At 71.5% G+C, this 15361-nt stretch carries 15 protein-coding genes; 11 read left to right on the top strand and 4 right to left on the bottom strand.

Features of this window, described 5'->3' with window-relative positions; translation table 11 throughout:
* Nucleotides 1-8: 8 nt before the first annotated feature.
* Together ACLQ28_RS19585 and ACLQ28_RS19580 are read right to left on the bottom strand one after the other, a co-directional pair.
* Complete coding sequence (locus ACLQ28_RS19585) at nucleotides 9-986, bottom strand: ArsA-related P-loop ATPase (protein WP_425687722.1); 978 nt, start codon at nucleotides 984-986, stop codon at nucleotides 9-11.
* 26 nt (nucleotides 987-1012) lie between these two features.
* Nucleotides 1013-1552 carry a hypothetical protein gene (locus tag ACLQ28_RS19580; protein WP_425687782.1) on the bottom strand — a complete coding sequence of 180 codons (540 nt, stop codon included), beginning with the start codon at nucleotides 1550-1552 and terminating at the stop codon, nucleotides 1013-1015.
* Between the two features lie 677 nt (nucleotides 1553-2229).
* Here ACLQ28_RS19580 and ACLQ28_RS19575 point away from each other — a divergent pair.
* From ACLQ28_RS19575 to ACLQ28_RS19545, 7 genes are all read left to right on the top strand, one after another.
* A complete protein-coding gene (locus tag ACLQ28_RS19575; RefSeq protein WP_425687721.1) occupies nucleotides 2230-2712 on the top strand; it encodes a hypothetical protein in 483 nt (160 codons plus the stop codon).
* Nucleotides 2713-2756: 44 nt separating this feature from the next.
* Nucleotides 2757-2912, top strand: coding sequence for a DUF4177 domain-containing protein (locus ACLQ28_RS19570; RefSeq protein WP_007466198.1), 156 nt, complete (start codon nucleotides 2757-2759; stop codon nucleotides 2910-2912).
* A 226-nt stretch (nucleotides 2913-3138) separates the two neighbouring features.
* Nucleotides 3139-3600, top strand: coding sequence for a RidA family protein (locus ACLQ28_RS19565; protein WP_425687720.1), 462 nt, complete (start codon nucleotides 3139-3141; stop codon nucleotides 3598-3600).
* Nucleotides 3601-3733: 133 nt separating this feature from the next.
* Complete coding sequence (locus ACLQ28_RS19560) at nucleotides 3734-4570, top strand: MBL fold metallo-hydrolase (protein WP_425687719.1); 837 nt, start codon at nucleotides 3734-3736, stop codon at nucleotides 4568-4570.
* Complete coding sequence (locus ACLQ28_RS19555) at nucleotides 4567-8262, top strand: adenylate/guanylate cyclase domain-containing protein (RefSeq protein ID WP_425687718.1); 3696 nt, start codon at nucleotides 4567-4569, stop codon at nucleotides 8260-8262. Before ACLQ28_RS19560 ends, ACLQ28_RS19555 begins: the two co-directional genes overlap by 4 nt.
* 177 nt (nucleotides 8263-8439) lie before the next feature.
* Complete coding sequence (locus tag ACLQ28_RS19550) at nucleotides 8440-8943, top strand: hypothetical protein (protein ID WP_425687717.1); 504 nt, start codon at nucleotides 8440-8442, stop codon at nucleotides 8941-8943.
* A 30-nt stretch (nucleotides 8944-8973) separates the two neighbouring features.
* Entirely contained in the window at nucleotides 8974-10446 is a 1473-nt protein-coding gene (locus tag ACLQ28_RS19545) for a serine/threonine-protein kinase (protein WP_425687716.1), read from the top strand.
* On the opposite strand, the gene ACLQ28_RS19540 is transcribed toward ACLQ28_RS19545, so the two are convergent.
* A complete protein-coding gene (locus ACLQ28_RS19540; protein WP_425687715.1) occupies nucleotides 10433-10765 on the bottom strand; it encodes a hypothetical protein in 333 nt (110 codons plus the stop codon). The genes ACLQ28_RS19545 and ACLQ28_RS19540 overlap by 14 nt on opposite strands.
* A 167-nt stretch (nucleotides 10766-10932) precedes the next feature.
* On the opposite strand from ACLQ28_RS19540, the gene ACLQ28_RS19535 reads away from it, so the two are divergent.
* Both ACLQ28_RS19535 and ACLQ28_RS19530 read left to right on the top strand, forming a co-directional pair.
* Complete coding sequence (locus ACLQ28_RS19535; protein WP_425687714.1) at nucleotides 10933-11874, top strand: transporter substrate-binding domain-containing protein; 942 nt, start codon at nucleotides 10933-10935, stop codon at nucleotides 11872-11874.
* Entirely contained in the window at nucleotides 11871-13055 is a 1185-nt protein-coding gene (locus tag ACLQ28_RS19530; RefSeq protein ID WP_425687713.1) for a hypothetical protein, read from the top strand. The genes ACLQ28_RS19535 and ACLQ28_RS19530 overlap by 4 nt, the downstream gene beginning before the upstream one ends.
* A 23-nt stretch (nucleotides 13056-13078) precedes the next feature.
* On the opposite strand, the gene ACLQ28_RS19525 is transcribed toward ACLQ28_RS19530, so the two are convergent.
* Complete coding sequence (locus ACLQ28_RS19525; protein WP_425687712.1) at nucleotides 13079-13771, bottom strand: hypothetical protein; 693 nt, start codon at nucleotides 13769-13771, stop codon at nucleotides 13079-13081.
* Between the two features lie 92 nt (nucleotides 13772-13863).
* Here ACLQ28_RS19525 and ACLQ28_RS19520 point away from each other — a divergent pair, with 92 nt between their 5' ends.
* Together ACLQ28_RS19520 and ACLQ28_RS19515 are read left to right on the top strand one after the other, a co-directional pair.
* The gene (locus ACLQ28_RS19520) at nucleotides 13864-14211 is read left to right on the top strand and encodes a PadR family transcriptional regulator (RefSeq protein WP_425687711.1); all 348 of its coding nucleotides are present in this window, start codon (nucleotides 13864-13866) and stop codon (nucleotides 14209-14211) included.
* Nucleotides 14208-15221 carry a hypothetical protein gene (locus ACLQ28_RS19515; RefSeq protein ID WP_425687710.1) on the top strand — a complete coding sequence of 338 codons (1014 nt, stop codon included), beginning with the start codon at nucleotides 14208-14210 and terminating at the stop codon, nucleotides 15219-15221. Before ACLQ28_RS19520 ends, ACLQ28_RS19515 begins: the two co-directional genes overlap by 4 nt.
* Nucleotides 15222-15361 lie beyond the last annotated feature (140 nt).

The raw sequence follows: 15361 nt of genomic DNA, 5'->3' as shown, positions 1-15361 counted from the left end.
GGTGTGAGTCAATCGGCGCGGACGAGGGCCTGGGCCAGTGCCGCGAGCCCCGCCCGGTCCACCCCGTCAGGCAGCAACGGCAGCTCGATCATCGGCAGCCCCAACTCCACCAGGTCGGCGCGGAGCGAATCCTCCAGTTCGCGTCGGATGAGCTGGTCTCGCGCCTCATCGTGCAATCCGGCCACGGTGTCCCGATCGGCCGGCAGCCCGGCGGCGACCAGCCCACGCTTCAGCTCCCCGGCGGTGATCGCCGGGCCGGCAGGCAGCGGGGGTCGCGTGCCGTTGACGATCACCTTCCCAATGCCGAAGCCGAGCGAGGTCAGGTCGGCGATCGCATCCACCGTCTCCTGCACCGGCATCTCCTCCAACAGCGTGACCACGTGCACCGCGGTCATCGGGGAGCGCAACAGCGCGGCTACCCCCTCGCTCTGGGTCTTGATCGGGCCAACCTTGGCCAGCCGGGCCGTTTCCGCCGTCACGTTGAGGAACCGACCGATCCGCCCGGTCGGCGGGGCGTCCAGCACCACCGCGTCGTACGCGCGCCGCTGCCCGGAGGTGCGCGTCGTGGCCTCCTTCACCTTGCCGGTGAGCAGCACGTCCCGCAGACCTGGTGCGATGGTGGTGGCGAAATCGATGGCACCGAGCTTGCGTAGCGCCCGGCCCGCCGCCCCGAGCTTGTAGAACATGTCGAGGTATTCGAGCAGCGCCTCCTCGGCGTCCACCGCGAGGGCGCGCACCTCACCGCCGTCCGGCGCCTCGGCGAGGTGTCGCTCCTCGTAGGGCAGCGGGTCGATGCCGAAGAGTTGGGCGATGCCCTGCCGCCCCTCGACCTCGACCAGCAGGGTGCGTCTGCCACCTGCGGCGAGCGCGAGGGCCAGGGCCGCCGCCACGCTGGTCTTGCCGGTGCCGCCCTTGCCGGTCACCACGTGGAGGCGGGCGGACCATCCGGTACCGGCCGGGTCGACCGGCCGCTCAGCTGCACACACCCGTCGAGCCTATCCACGCCACGTGGTCAGGCGACCTCGCAGACCCACCAACCCGTCTTCTGCACCACAGTGAAGCGCAGGTCCTGGTCGGACACCTTCTCGTCCGAGGTGGTCATGGTGACCCGGGTGGAGACGGTGGCCCGTTCCCCGGTCTGGTTGTCCACCTTCGGGGTGGTCCACCGGAAGCGCGGGTTCTGGTACGCCGAGGCGTATTTCTGCACCTCGGCGACCTTTGCGGCGATCTTTCCGTCGTCGCGGGAGGCAGCGCACACGCGGCTGGCCGCCTTGGTCGCGTCGCGCTCCTTGTAGACCGCGGTCAGGAACTCGTCCACGGCGACCGCAGGCTCCTTGGCACCCTCGCCGGTCTCGGCATTGCGCAGGGTCAGGAACGCCACCACACCGCCGCCCACACAGAGCACCATGATCACGACCAGTGCGATCGCCGCGATCAGCAGGCCGCGCTTCTTCTTCGGCTCTTCCGCGCCCGGGTAAGGCGGGTATCCCGGCGGGGGTGGCGGGATCAGCGAGGGGTCCGGGGTGCCTGGTTGCGTCGGTGCCGCGGCAATGAAGTCACCCGGCGCGCCGGAAGCGCCAGCCCCGCTGGTCGGCCCAGGGAAAGCCGGCTGGAAGGGGACGGTCGGCTGGGCGGGGAGCGCCGCCGGGGCGGACGGCGCGGGGAGCGCGAGCTGCCCGGACGGCGCGGGGAGCGCGAGCTGCCCGGACGGCGCGGCGGGGGCCGGCTGGGCGGGAACGGTCGAAGCGCTGGGCTGGCCGGCGGGGTCCGGCTGACTCGGCTGGGCCGGCTGAGTCGGCTGGGCCGGCTGAGTCGGCTGGGCCGGTGGAAGGGCGGGTGGGCCGGCCTGGTCGCCGCTGGGCGGTTGGGTCATCGTCTTTCCCCCGGGGGTGCGGCGCCCGCCGCCACCCCTGGCGTCGAGCGTGATCGAGCGGGCTGCCGGGCGCTGCGCGACCGTCCGACCGGAAGGGTAGCGGTCGATGACCGCATCGGTGTCGCCCCTGCCGCGCCGTGCTGTCCACCGATCCGTCCGGCGGGACCCGCATACGAACCGCCATCGGATTCTCTACCCGCGATGTGTCGCATATGTGACTGCAGGTGACCAATCGTGCGCGTCTTGTTGTCGCGACTGCGGCCACGGACCTACCTTTCGTCCCGGCGCGGGGGCCGGAACGGATGAAAGGGTCCGGGCCGGAAGCGTGATCCGAGCGGTACGACCGGAGGCAGTGCATGCGCGACGCGGACAACATCCCTCGCACCCAGTTCCCGACCAACGACCGGCCGCGCCGGCCCGGCTCCTTGTTCGAGGCCGGCGGGCAGGTCGGCAGCCAGTCGATAAACGAACGGTCGTACCGCCGAATGCCAGAGCAGGCGGAGGTGGCTCGGGCGCCGAGTCACCCCGCCGAACGAACCCGCGACGACGACGAGCCAGGGTTCGTCATCCACCTGCCGATCCGGGTGCCGAATCTGGCGGCGGCGACCGTGCTGGCTGGCCGGGTCGCGGTGTCCCTGGGCTTCCTACCCGAGCTGGATGCCGGCGAGACCACCGTGTCCAATGCCGACGACCAGAACAACCGGCACCGGGTCTTCTGCGACCTGCTGCTGCCCGACAAGTCCCGCTGCCCGCAGGGGTACGAGCACGAAGGGCACTGCGGTGAGGTGCCGGCCGCGCCGGAGCAGCGTCCCGCGCCTCGCCCGGCCAACGGACCGTAGGCTGTCCCTCGAACAATTCCGCACCGAGAGGGAGCCCTTCAGCGATGCAGAAGTGGGAATACTCCACGGTCCCGCTGCTGGTCCACGCGACCAAGCAGATCCTCGACAACTGGGGCGAGGACGGGTGGGAGCTCGTCGCAGTGGTCCCCGGGCCAAACCCGGACCAGCTGGTCGCCTACCTGAAGCGACCCAAGGCGTGAGCGCGAGGAGTGCAGCGAAGCGGAGCCCCGCAGTCGCGAACATCAGGGGTGCCGCGAGCGCGAGGAGTGCAGCGAAGCGGAGCCCCGCAGTCGCGAACATCAGGGGTGCCGTGAGCGCGAGGAGTGCAGCGAAGCGGAGCTCCGCGGTCGCGAACATCAGGGGTGCCGTGAGCGCGAGGAGTGCAGCGAAGCGGAGCTCCGCAGTCGCGAACATCGGGGTGATGCTGTGAGCAACGGTCCGCACGCGAAGCTTGCCGAGCTGGGGTTCGAACTGCCCGAGGTCGTGCCGCCGGTGGCCAGCTACGTGCCGGCCGTGCAGTCCGGGCAGCACGTGTACGTTTCCGGCCAGCTGCCGATCGCCGAGGGCAAGCTGCTCGCGACCGGCAAGGTCGGCGCCGGGATCTCCGCCGATCAGGCGAAGGATCTGGCCCAGCGGTGCGCGCTCAACGCGTTGGCCGCGGTCGACTCGCTGGTCGGCTTGGAGAACGTGGTCAAGGTGGTCAAGGTGACCGGTTTCGTGGCCTCCGCGCCCGGCTTCACCGGTCAGCCCGCAGTGATCAACGGTGCCTCCGACCTCTTCGGCATCGTCTTCGGAGAGGCGGGCCGCCACGCCCGCAGCGCCGTAGGGGTGGCCGAGTTGCCCCTCGACGCCCCGGTGGAGATCGAACTGATCGTCGAGGTCGCCTGACGCGTCGCCACCGCGATCGCAGCCCGTCAGGGAAGGGCCCCTTCGCGTACATGACGCATAGCAAGGGGCCCTTCCTCCGGGTTCAGTGGGCAAGATCGTGGGGTGTGGCGGGCGGGGTCGTACGATCGCAGCCATGAGCGGGCACGTGACGGCGCCGGCGGCGGCGCTCGCCGACGAGTTGCCGACCTGGGTGACATTGCTGCGTGCGCCGAACCCGGGGCCGATGACCCTCGACGGCACCAACACCTGGGTGCTGCGGGTCCCGACCGCCGAGTCCGGCGTCGTGATCGACCCGGGGCCGGCGGACGAGGGGCACCTGACCCGGATCGCTGAGCATGGCCCCATCGGCCTGATCCTGATCACCCACGGTCACCCCGACCACACCGAGGGCGCGGCCCGGCTGAGTGGGCTGCTCGGCGGTGTGCACGTCCTCGCCGTCGACCCGGCGCACACCATCGGCGGTGCGCCGCTGACCCAACCAGGTGAGCACTTCGGTGGTTTCGGCCTGGAGATCCGTCTGCTGGACACTCCGGGGCATACCGCCGACTCGGTCTGCTTCCTCGTCGAGCACGGCGACGAGCGGGTGGTGCTCACCGGTGACACCATCCTCGGCCGGGGCACCACCGTGGTCGCCCACCCGGACGGGCACCTTGGTGACTACCTGACCAGCCTGGAGCTGCTGTCCGCGTACCGGGGGATTCCGGCGCTGCCCGGGCACGGCCCGGCGCTGGCCGACTGCGCCGCCGCCGCCGAGTTCTACCTCGCCCACCGGCGGGCCCGGCTCGACCAGGTCCGGGCGGCGGTCGCCGCCGGCGCTCACACGCCCGCCGACGTGGTGGCGGCGGTCTACGCGGACGTGGACCGCTCGCTCTGGTGGGCGGCTGAATGGTCGGTCCGGGCGCAGTTGGAGTATCTGGGTGTCGGCACCGGGGAATCTGAGGCCGGGGTCAGTGGGTTGGAGCACATGTGACCTGCCCCGTGTGTGGAACCGTCGCCGTTCCCGGTGCACGGTTCTGCCACAACTGCGGTGCCGCGCTGCCGGCCGCCGCCACGTTGCCGGCGGCCGAGCGCCGGGTTGTCACCGTGCTCTTCGGCGACCTCTCCGAGTTCACCTCCTGGTCGGAGGATCTCGACCCGGAGCGCGTCGGCGCGGTCACCGACCGGGTGCTCGCCGCCCTCGCCGGTGCGGTGAAGACCTTCGGCGGGCACGTCGACAAGTTGACCGGTGACGGGATCATGGCGGTCTTCGGTGCGCCGGTAGCGCACGAGGACGACGCCGAACGCGCTGTCCGGGCCGCTCTGTCCATGCAGCGGGCCGTCCGTCGGGTGCTCGACGACGAGCGGGGCGGTGGCGCGCCGCTCGGGCTGCGGGTCGGGCTGAACACCGGCGACGTCATCGCGGGCATCCAGGCCGCCATCGAATACACGGTCATCGGCGACACGGTGAACACTGCCGCCCGGCTGGCCGACGCCGCCGCGGTCGGCGCGGTCTACGCCGGGGGGCGCACCGCTGCCGCCACCCGGCACGTGTCCTCTTGGCGGGCGCTGCGCCCGCTGCGACTCAAGGGCAAGCGTGAGCCGGTCGAGGCGTACGAGCTGCTGGGTCTGCTGGACGCGCCAGGCACCCGCTCGGGGCTCGGCGACGAGGCGCCGTACGTGGGCCGGGAGACGGAGATCGGCCGGATCGCCGGCCGGCTCGCCGAGGTGATCGACCAAGGTGACCCGAGGGTGCTGCTGATGACCGCCGAGGCGGGCATCGGCAAGTCCCGGTTCGCCGCTGAGGTGGAGCGCCTGGCCGCCGGGTACGACGTGGGTGCTGGTCGGTACGCGGCGCACACCGGTGCCCGGGTGCTCTCGGTGCGCTGCGCCGCGTTCGGTGAGCGGCGCCGGCTTGCGCCCCTCGCCGACCTGGTGCGTGCCGCCGTCGGCCTGCCCAGTGATGCCGCCACCGCGCTGACCCGCCCGGCGGTGGAGGAGAGGCTGCGGCGGCTCGGGCAGCGGCTCGCCCGTGCCGGCGGCGAGACCGCGCCGATCGCCACCGAGCAGCTGCTCGCCCTGCTCGGCTACGCCGAACTGCCGGCGCACGGCGGCACCGACACCGGCGAGTGGAGCGGGTCGGGCACCCCGGCTCCGGATGCCGAGGTGGTGCCGAACGCGGTCGCCGACCTGCTCAGTGGGCTCGCCTCGGAGGCGCCGCTGGTGATCGTGGTGGACGACCTGCACGACGCCACCGCCGAGACGATCCGTGCCCTCGGACTGGCCCTGTCCAGGCTCACCGGCCCGGTGCTGGTGCTGCTGCTCGGCCGCCCCGAGTTGGTGCGTACCGCTGGCGCGCTGACCCGGGTCGCGGACGCCGAGGTGCACTCCCTGCCGCCGCTGCGGGGTGCCGACGCGGCGCGGCTGCTCACGAGCTACCTCGGCGGCGGCAAGTTGCCGCAGGCCGACGCCGACCGGCTGCTCGCCACCGCTCAGGGCAATCCTTTCTACCTGGCCGAGCTGGTCACTCTGCTCATCGAGCGCGGGGCGCTCACCACGGAATCAGCGCGCGGTGTCCGCGCTACGGAGTCGGCGCGCGGTGTCGGCGCTACGGAGTCAGAGCGCGGTGTCCGCGCCGCGGGGGAGCGGCCCGGATCCGGCGAGCGGGACCAGAGCGCGTCGGCCGGCTGGCGGTTGGTGCCTGGTTCGCTGGGCAGCCGGCTGCTCTCCCGGGACCTCGCCGCCGTGCTCGCTGCCCGGATCGACGCGCTGCCACCGGACGCCCGTTCGGTGCTGCGCGATGCCGCGGTGATCGGTGACACGGTGCCGACCGGTGCGCTGGAGGCGATGCGTGAGCAGCGTGCCGGCCACGATGGTCGGCCATCGGCCGTGGTCGCCGTGGAGCTCGACCGGGCCATCGAGGAGCTGCTGCAACGCCGGATGCTGCACCGCTCCCGGACCGGTTTCTCGTTCGCGACCCCGCTGATGCGGGAGGCCGCGTACGCCGGGGTGAGCAAAGCGGAGCTGGCCGAGCGGCACGCCGCGTTGGCCCGCTGGGCGGCACCTGTGGACGAGACCGCAGGAGCGCCGGGCGGGTTCAGCGATGACGCCCGGGACGACTTCGTGGCGATGCACGTCGAGCGGGCCGCCAAGCTCGCCGACGCGGTGAAGCTGCGTCCGGACGCACCAGCCCGGGCGGTGGTCCCGCTCGGCGTCGCCGCGCTCGGCCGGGCCGCCCGCCGGTCGCTGTCCGCCGGTGAGCCGGTGCTGGCAGCGGAGTACGCCGAGCGCGCCACCGAGCTGGCCCGCGACGGGGTGCCGGCGGCCGATCGGGTGGTGCACGCACGGGCGCTGCTCCAGGTCGGTCGCGTCGTCGACGCGCTGGCGTACGCCGAGAAGATCGCCGCGAACGCGGGGGACGAGGCTACCCGGGTCAACGCCCTGCTGCTCGCGGGGCAGGCCCAGGAGACTCTCGGGGATCAGGGCCGGGCGATGACTGCCTGGCAGGAGGCGTTGCAGGTGGCCACGGCGGGTGGGCTGGCAGTGCAGCGCGCCACGGCGATGCGCCGGCTCGGCATGGCCGACTTCGTGGCGGGGCGGCTGAGTCAGGCGAGCAGCCGGTTGGCTGCCGCGTACCAGGTCAGCCTCGGTGCACAGGACCGGCGCGGGCAGGCCTGGTCTCTACAGAACCTGGCCTGGGTGACCACCACCCGGGGTGACTTCGCCGGCACCGACGCGGTGCTCGGCCGGGCCGCCCGGCTCTTCGCCGAGCTGAAGGACCCGTACGGGCGGGCCTGGCTGCGCGGCACCACGGCATTCGCCCGGCTGCTCGCCGGCCGACTGCGCGAGGCTTGTCGGATGGCGCAGGTGTTCCTGCCCTTCGGCGAGCGGGTCGGTGAGGCGTGGGCGGTGGGCACGCTGCGCGCGGTGGCGGCGTTCGCCACCGCCGAGCTGGGTGACCTGGCCGAGGCGGACCGGGAGGCCCGGAGGGCGTACCGGGAGTTCGCCGCCGTCTCCGACGACTGGGGGCGCGGGTTCGCGCTTGTGGTCCGCGCGGTGGTGGCGCGCGGGCTGGGCGAGCCGGAGCACGCGGCGGACCTGCTCACCGACGCCTTGGCGTACGCGGAGCGCACCTCCCACCCGCTGCTCACCGGGATGGCCGGCACCCTGCGTGGCTTCGTCGCGATGGACATGGGTGACTGCGAGACGGCCGAGCGGGTCGCCCGCGCGGTGCTGACCACCGTGGAGCCACACAATCCGCAGGCCCCCGCTCAGGTGGCACCCCGGGTGTTGTTGGCGACGGCGCGCCTGGGCGCAGGTGACTCGGCGACCGCGGTCGGGCTGCTCGCCCCGGTGGCCACGGTCGCCGCGAGCGCACCTTCGCTGCTCTTCTCCCGCCGCCAGACGATGGCCCAGTACGCGTCGTCGTTGCTCGCCCATGGTCAGCGCGAGCAGGCGTTGGACTGGGCCCGTCGGGCGGTGACGGCGCCGGCCGAGGACGTGCGCAGTCAGGTGCTCGCCGCCAGCGTGCTGGCCGAGGCGCTCGCCGCGTGCGGTCAGCCGACGGAGGCGTTGTCGTCCGCGGACGAGGCGGTCCGCCTGGCGTACGCGACCGAGCAGCGCAGCGAACGCGAGGCGGCTGATGCACTACGCGCCCGCCTGGCCCTCCTCGCCCCGCCGAGTTGATCAAGAGGTTTGCGTCAGGAATTCGGTCTCCGGTGACCGAACTTCTTGATCGACCTGTTGGGGGTGGGGCGGGTTTTGTCGGTTCTGGGGATGTGGTTGTTGGGGTGACGGGCTAGCGTGTCACCACCGTGTGCTGGTCCATAGTGGTGACCGTCGCCGTGCCTGGGGAGGCCCTTCATGAAGCTGCCGCGTTCCATCGCGGGCTGGACCATCGCGGTCTTCGGCGTGTTGGCGCTGGTGATGGGCGCAGTTGGGCTGCTCTGGCCGGAGGCGCAGTTGCGCATGCTCGGGTTCGAGGTGCCGGCGACGCGTGCGGTCGGTGACTACACCGGCACGTTCCTGGTGGCGTCCTCGATGGCGGCGTTCAACATGGGCGTCTACTACCTGCTTGCCACGGTCACCGAGTGGCGGGCGTTCTACCGGTTCACTGTGGTCTTCCGGCTGGTCACGTTCACCGTGTTCACTATCGCCGTGCTGGCCGACATCACTCCTGACCGGTTCTTCGGCGTGGCGGCCTGGGAAGGGCTGGGGGCCTTGGCCACCGCCGTGGGCCTGCGACTGGATGCCCGCCGGGGTGCGCCGGCCGGCGAAGTCGTCATGTCCGAAGGTGTCGAGGCGGCTGCACTCGCCGAGGAGGGTACCGGCCCGGCCGGTGCCGCTCCGGCGGATGCGGCGCGCTGAGCCGCTGGCCGGGTTGGGTATTTTCGAGCGGTGACCGACACCCCGACCGGCGGCCTGCCGGTGCCGATTGTGCCTGGTCTGACTGATTTGCGGGTCTTTGCCCGGGGCGGGTACGCGACCGTCTACCAGGCCACCCAGATCTCCGTGGGTCGTGAGGTCGCCGTCAAGGTAGAGAACCGGACGCTGGACAGCGAGCGGGATCAGGCCCGTTTCCTGCGCGAGGCACGGGCCGCCGGCCGGATGTCGTCGCACCCGCACGTGGTGGACCTCTTCGACGTCGGGGTCACCGTCGATCAGCACCCCTACCTGATCATGGAACTCTGTGACGGCTCGTACGCCGAACGGATGCGGACCTCGCCGCTGGGCCCGGTGGAGGCCCGTGACCTCGGCATCAAGATCGCCGATGCGCTGGCCCACTCGCACGCGGCCGGGGTGCTACACCGGGACGTGAAACCGGCAAACATCCTCCACTCGGGCTTCAACTCGGCGGTGCTCGCCGACTTCGGGCTGGCCGTGCTCGCCGAGCACCGGGACGCCTCGGTCACCCTGGAAGTGCTCACCCCGGCGTACGCGCCGCCGGAGATGTTCAGCCACAGCCCGCCGTCGCCGGCCGTCGACGTGTACGCGCTCTGCGCCACCCTCTACGCCCTGATGCACGGTCGACCGCCACGCTGGCAGTCCGAGCGCAACCCCAGCCTGGTCACCGTGCTGGAGATGTTCAACCAGCCGCTCCCGGGCCTGCCCGGCGTGCCGGACGAGCTGATCGACATACTGCGCACCGGCATGGCCAACGACCCGGCCGAGCGCCCCTCCGCCCTCGAACTGCACGACCTGCTCGCCAGCCTGCCACTCGGCCCGCCGGTCAGCGGCGGCGCAACCCCCACCGGCCCGTACGCGGCCAGCCAGCCGGTGCCCCGGCCGCCCATCGAGGACACCCAGCAGGTGATTCCCGGTGGCCGGCGCTGGCGGCGCTGGTTCTACGGCGGTGCCGGGGTGCTCGCGCTCGCCGCCTCCGCCACCGCCGGGGCCTGGATCGCCGACCGGGCAGCACCGCCCGCTCCGAACCCGTCGGTCACCCAGATCGCCGCACCGGCGACCGGGCCGCTGCCCGGCTGCGTAACCGGCGCTGGTGGGCCCGCCGAACTGCCCGAGGGTGCCCGGTGCCTGCCTGAGCTGGAATGCTTCGGCCCGATGCGGATCCGTGGCAGCCGCGCCGAGGCGGCTCGGTTGTCCTGCGCTGGCCGGCACACCTGGGAGGCGTACGCCGAGGGCATCCTGCCGGTGCCATTGGTCGGCGCCGACTACGACGAGGTGATCGCCGCCCAGCCGGTGCGGCAGGTGTGCAGCGCCACGACGTTCCAGTTGACCACCGGGATCGCCGAGCCGAGCGGCTGGCACCTGGAGGTGCTGCCCCCGGTCGACGGCAGCATCGACCGGGCCTACCGGTGCCTGGCCGGGCGGGGCGTGGACGCGCTCGCCGCGCCCACCCTCACCGGCCGCTGAGCCCGTCCGACCCGCGCCGCCGGTCACGCACCGCACGCAACGCGTCCCGACTGTCCAGGGCGTCGAGGGTGTCCGCGTCGATCCCGTACGGCATCAGCTCGGACGGCCCGCCGGTCGCCGACCGGTCCATCGGCTCCGGGTCGTCGACCTGACGGGCGGCGGAGAAGGCGACCCCGGCGACCATGGTCAGCAGGACACAGAGCAGCGCGAGAACCACGCCGAGCAGGTCCTGTCGGCGCCATAGGACCAGCATGACCAGCGGCGCGAGGGCTCCCAGCGCAGCGAGCACCGCCACCGTCCGCGCATCGGGCCTGGACAATCGAATCACCTGTCCAGCATGTCGTGACATCGGCGGCTGTCAACCGCAGAGCAGGTCGCCTCGCCGGTCGACCGGTCCGTTCGACGTGCCCGGTCGGTGTCACCGCGGAGTGGACCGAAGTCGCTACTCTCAGTGTTCTGCAGGCTGGTGCGTCAGCGAGGTTTCCCATGAATGTACGCAGCTCCCGGTCCCGGCTCCGCTCGGTCGCATCGGCCCTGGCGGTCGCCCTCACCCTCACCCTGGCCGCCGCAGCCGGCTGCGACAGTCGGCAGGAACCGGAACTGTCGTCGGTGCAGGAGAAGATGCGCGAGACACACATTTACGGGCAGTCGAAGCTGCGCATCGGTGTCGCCACCAACGAGCCGCTGATGGGTGAGCTCCGCAACGGCCAGCATGTCGGCTTCGACGTCGAGATCGGTCGGTACGTCGCCGCCTCCCTCGGCTACGAGGGGGACCAGCGGCTGGAGTTCGTCTCGGTGGCCACCGAGGATCGGATCCCGGCGCTGCAGGGCGGCACGGTTGACCTGGTGGTGTCCAGCTTCTCCATGACCGAGGAGCGCAAGAAGCTTGTCAGCTTCGCCGGGCCGTACTTCGTCACCACCCAGGAGGTGATGGTGTCGAGCCGGCTCAAGGACAAGATCCGCACCATTGAGGACCTGCGCGACCCGGCCTACAAGGTCTGCACGAGCGGTGGCTCCACCACCGAGGCCGAGCTGGAGAAGCACCAGGTCAAGACGTTCGTGGTGAAGGACGTCGGCGATTGCGTCGACGGCATCCGGAAGGGCCGGTACGACGCGGTCAGCTCCGACGAGTCGATCCTCGCCGGCTTCCTGGCCAGCTTCCCCAAGGAGTTCGAGATCGTGGACATGCCGTTCGGCACCAGCGAACTGCTGGGCATCGGCGTGCCGATCGGTGATCCCGCGCTGCGCGACCTGGTCGCGTTCTTCCTGCAGAAGAGCTACGAGCAGGGCCGGGACGGGCAGGCGACCCCTTGGCAGACGGCGTACAACCGGACGTTGGGTCCATGGCTGCGGGCGGAGAAGCGCCAGCCGCAGCCGCTGGAGGTGCCGAAGCTTGTCGACTTCGACGACAAGGCTCCCCGGCGGTGACCACGGCGTCGACCGCCACCGGCGGCGCCGACGGCCCGGTCCCGCCGCCACGGGCGTCCACGCCGCACGACACCGCCACCGAGCCGGGTGTCGACAGTCCGCTCGGTGCCGGGACGGACGCCATCGTCTGGCCGGCGGGCGTGCCGGTCGCCGCACCCGCCGAACCGGTCGTCGCCGACGACGGGCCGGTGCGGGTGCGGTGGGACCCGGCGGAGCGGCGCGCCCGGGCCAGCCAGTCGTTCTGGACCGCGCTGGTGGGCGTACCGGCGATCTTCTCGGTACTTCGGCTCGGTGTGGAGGCGGGCGGCGAACTCCAGACCACGTTGCTGTTGGTCGCGAACGTCGGGCCGGTCAACCTGCTCGCGGGTTTCCTGACCACCGCCGCCCGGCTGCTCTCCACCGGTCTGGTCGCCGTCTTCGCGCTCGGTGCCGTGCTGGCGGTCAGTGTGGACCGGTTGCCGCTGGGCACCCGCCGTCGTCCGCTCTTCGCCCGCTGGGCCGACATCACCCCGGCCTGGGTGGTGCTGGCCAGTTTCCTGCTCGCCCTGCTCACCTGGCCGCTGCTCTACCTGCCGCTGCTGCTGCCGGCGTTCGTGGCCGCATTCCAGCTCCGTCCCGCGCGGCTGCACGAACAGGTGGTGCCACGGCTGCTCATGATCGTCGCGCTGCTCGCCGGGTACGGCTGGCTGCTGCTGCCCACGCTGCGTGACACCGCGAAGCAGGGTGACCTGTTGGTGCTGGCGCTTCTCGCGGCGCCGCCGCTGTTGGCCCTCTTCGTCGCAGGGCCGCTGCCCGGCGTGGTGATCCGGCCGCTGGCATCGGTGACCGAGGTGGCGATGCTGGCCACGCTGGCCTGGGCCGCGGTGCCGGTGATCAGCACACCGGTGCTGCCGTTGACCGTCACGACCGTGGGTGCGGAGAACGGACCTGCCGAGGAAGTGCGCGGCCATGTGATCACCACGGACGATGTCAACATGGTGATCCTGCAGGAGCAGGGTGGCGTGCGGTACGTGCCGGTCGAGCTGGTCCGCGCGCAGGTGCTCTGCCCGAGCGAGGAGGAACTGCCCCGGCGCCAGTTGCGTATCCACGATTTCCACGTCGAGGACTCGCTGCTGGAGGGCATGGGCCGCCGAGTTCGCCCAGTCCACCGCATCGATGCGGCCTGCCGGAACCCCGGCTGAGCACGCGCTGCCAGCCGGTCCGATCAGTACGGTGGGCGTAATGCCGACTCGGCGGCCTCGGCCAGCTCGTCGGCGACCTGCGGGTTGGTCGAGTTGATTGCGGCGGTCCACAGCACGTCGGTCGGCGTCGCGCTGGCCATCCAGCGTCGCATCGACTCCTGTGCCCCGTCGGGCAGGGGGCCGTGGTACGACCAGCCACCGACGACACCGGCCAGGTGCCGCGCGGTGGGCTCGCCCGGAATGGCCGCGAACTCGGCCAGGTACGGCCCGAGGTCGACCGCCAGCCCCGCGACCGCCTCCAGCAGATCCCAGGCCGAGGTGGCGGACGGAAACTCCACGAGGGTCTGGCGCCACCAGCAGCGGAGGAACCGCTCGACGGCGGCTCGCTCGGCGGCCGGCCAGTCCTGCCACTGGTCCGACATCCGGTCGACGACGGCTTCCGGGTGCCGGTGCTGTATCTCGCCATTGGCGAACGCCTCGAACAGCCGGGGCAGCAGGTGCGGTACCTCCGTCCCGTCCCCCCACGTGCCCCGGTTCGACAGGTAGGCATCGAGTTGGTCCACGGTCAGCTTCCGCAGCGGGGTGCGGGCGAAGAGTGCCACGACGGCCGCGTCCACACAGTGCGTGCAGGCTTCCATGTCAGCGGGCATCGGGTGGTGGGCGAAAGCGGCGTAAAGCTGCTCCACGACCCGCTCGAACTCGACATCGCTGGGCACCCGCCCAGTATTCCAACCGGGTCAATGCGAATCCTCGTGCGAACCGCGTGCTCAGCACCCGTATATACAGTCGGACGGTATATGCTGCGGTGGTGACGAAGGCTTCCATGCAAGAGTCGACCTATCTGATTCTCACCGCGCTCGTCGAGGCCCCTCGGCACGGCTACGCCGTCCTCGACGAGGTCCGCCGGATCTCCGACGGGCGCGTCGACCTGCGCGCTGGCACCCTCTACGCAGCCCTGGACCGGCTACGTACCGAGGGCCTCATCGACATTGAGCGCGAGGAGCAGGTGCAGTCCAGGTTGCGCAGGTACTACCGACTCACCGCCTCCGGAGTGCAGCGCCTGGCCGAGGAGTCGGCGCGGCTGCGGAGCAACGCCGACGCGGCGAGCGTGCGACTGCGCCGTGCCGGCCTCATCTTCGAAGGCGGTGCGGCATGACGTTGGACCAGGCTTACCGGTGGCTGTTGGCGTGCTATCCCCGTGCGTACCGACGGCAGTACGAGGACGAGATGATCGGGGTGTTGCTGGACGACGCGACGCCGGGCCAGCGCCGACCCGCCCGACGAGACGTGCTCGCCCTGCTCGGCGGGGCGTTTCGTGCGCACGTACGTCAGGTTGGCGCTCGATTCTCGGTCGACGCCTGGCGGGAAGCGGCGCAGGTGCTGGGCCTGATCGCCGCGCTTGTGTTGTTCGCGCGCGCTGCGCGCCTTCCAGTGCTGCACCTGGCCCTGCTAGCGGACGGCTATCCCGAAGGGCTCGGTCAGGAGGTCGTCTCGTGGCCGGTTTGGCTCGTGTCGGTGGTGTGGCTCATCGTGGCGATGTTGGCCGCCTTGGGGTGGAGCCGGTCAGCAGCCGCGATCGCCGTCTGCGCTGCGGCCTTCGAGGTGGTACGTGTCGCTCAGGATTATGGCCAATATTCCACGGTGTTCAATCTCTGGCCCGCCGTGCTTGCCGCGATGGTCCCCGTGGCGCTCGCCATTCGCGCTCCCCGCTCGGCCCGCGCTGTCGTCGCACCCTGGCGGCTCGGTCTGCTGGCAACTGCCACGCTGGTCAGCGTCGCCGCTCCGACCATCGCCACCGTCACGTCAGCTGATCTCCGGACGGAACCCGTTCGAGGCACCTGGATATTCACCGTCGGCGTCGGCCAGATCGAGGCGATTCTGCTGACCGCGGGATACCTGCTCTTTGCTCTTGCTGTCCTGTCGACGCCTGCGGTGCTCCGGCGGCGCCTGCTCGCGCTGCTTGTCCCGGTGGGTGTCACGCTGCTGCTGACCCGAGTGGTGCTCGGGACCACAGGGGCGATCTTCGAGCGATCCACCAACGACGGTGTCCTCGGTGCGCTCACCTGGGCGCAATGGTCGACGTTGGCGCTGGTGCCCGCGTTGCTCTTCGCGGTGGCCGTGGCCATCCTGCACAGTCGGGAGCAGCCGGACCCGCAGGGCGCGTAGCAGGTGATCGACACGGCATCGCCGATGTTGCGGTGCACCGTCTCGGGTGCCCTGCTCAAGCTTTGCTCTGCTTCAACCCACGCAACACTCGCGAGGCGGAAGTGTTGCCTGGGTTGAAGCAGAGCAAAGGGGGCGAGAGA

The sequence above is a fragment of the Micromonospora sp. DT201 genome (assembly GCF_049841575.1).
Taxonomy (GTDB): Bacteria; Actinomycetota; Actinomycetes; order Mycobacteriales; family Micromonosporaceae; genus Micromonospora.
The sequence above is the reverse complement of the archived record's forward strand: the minus strand, read 5'-3'. Positions and strand labels throughout refer to the sequence as shown.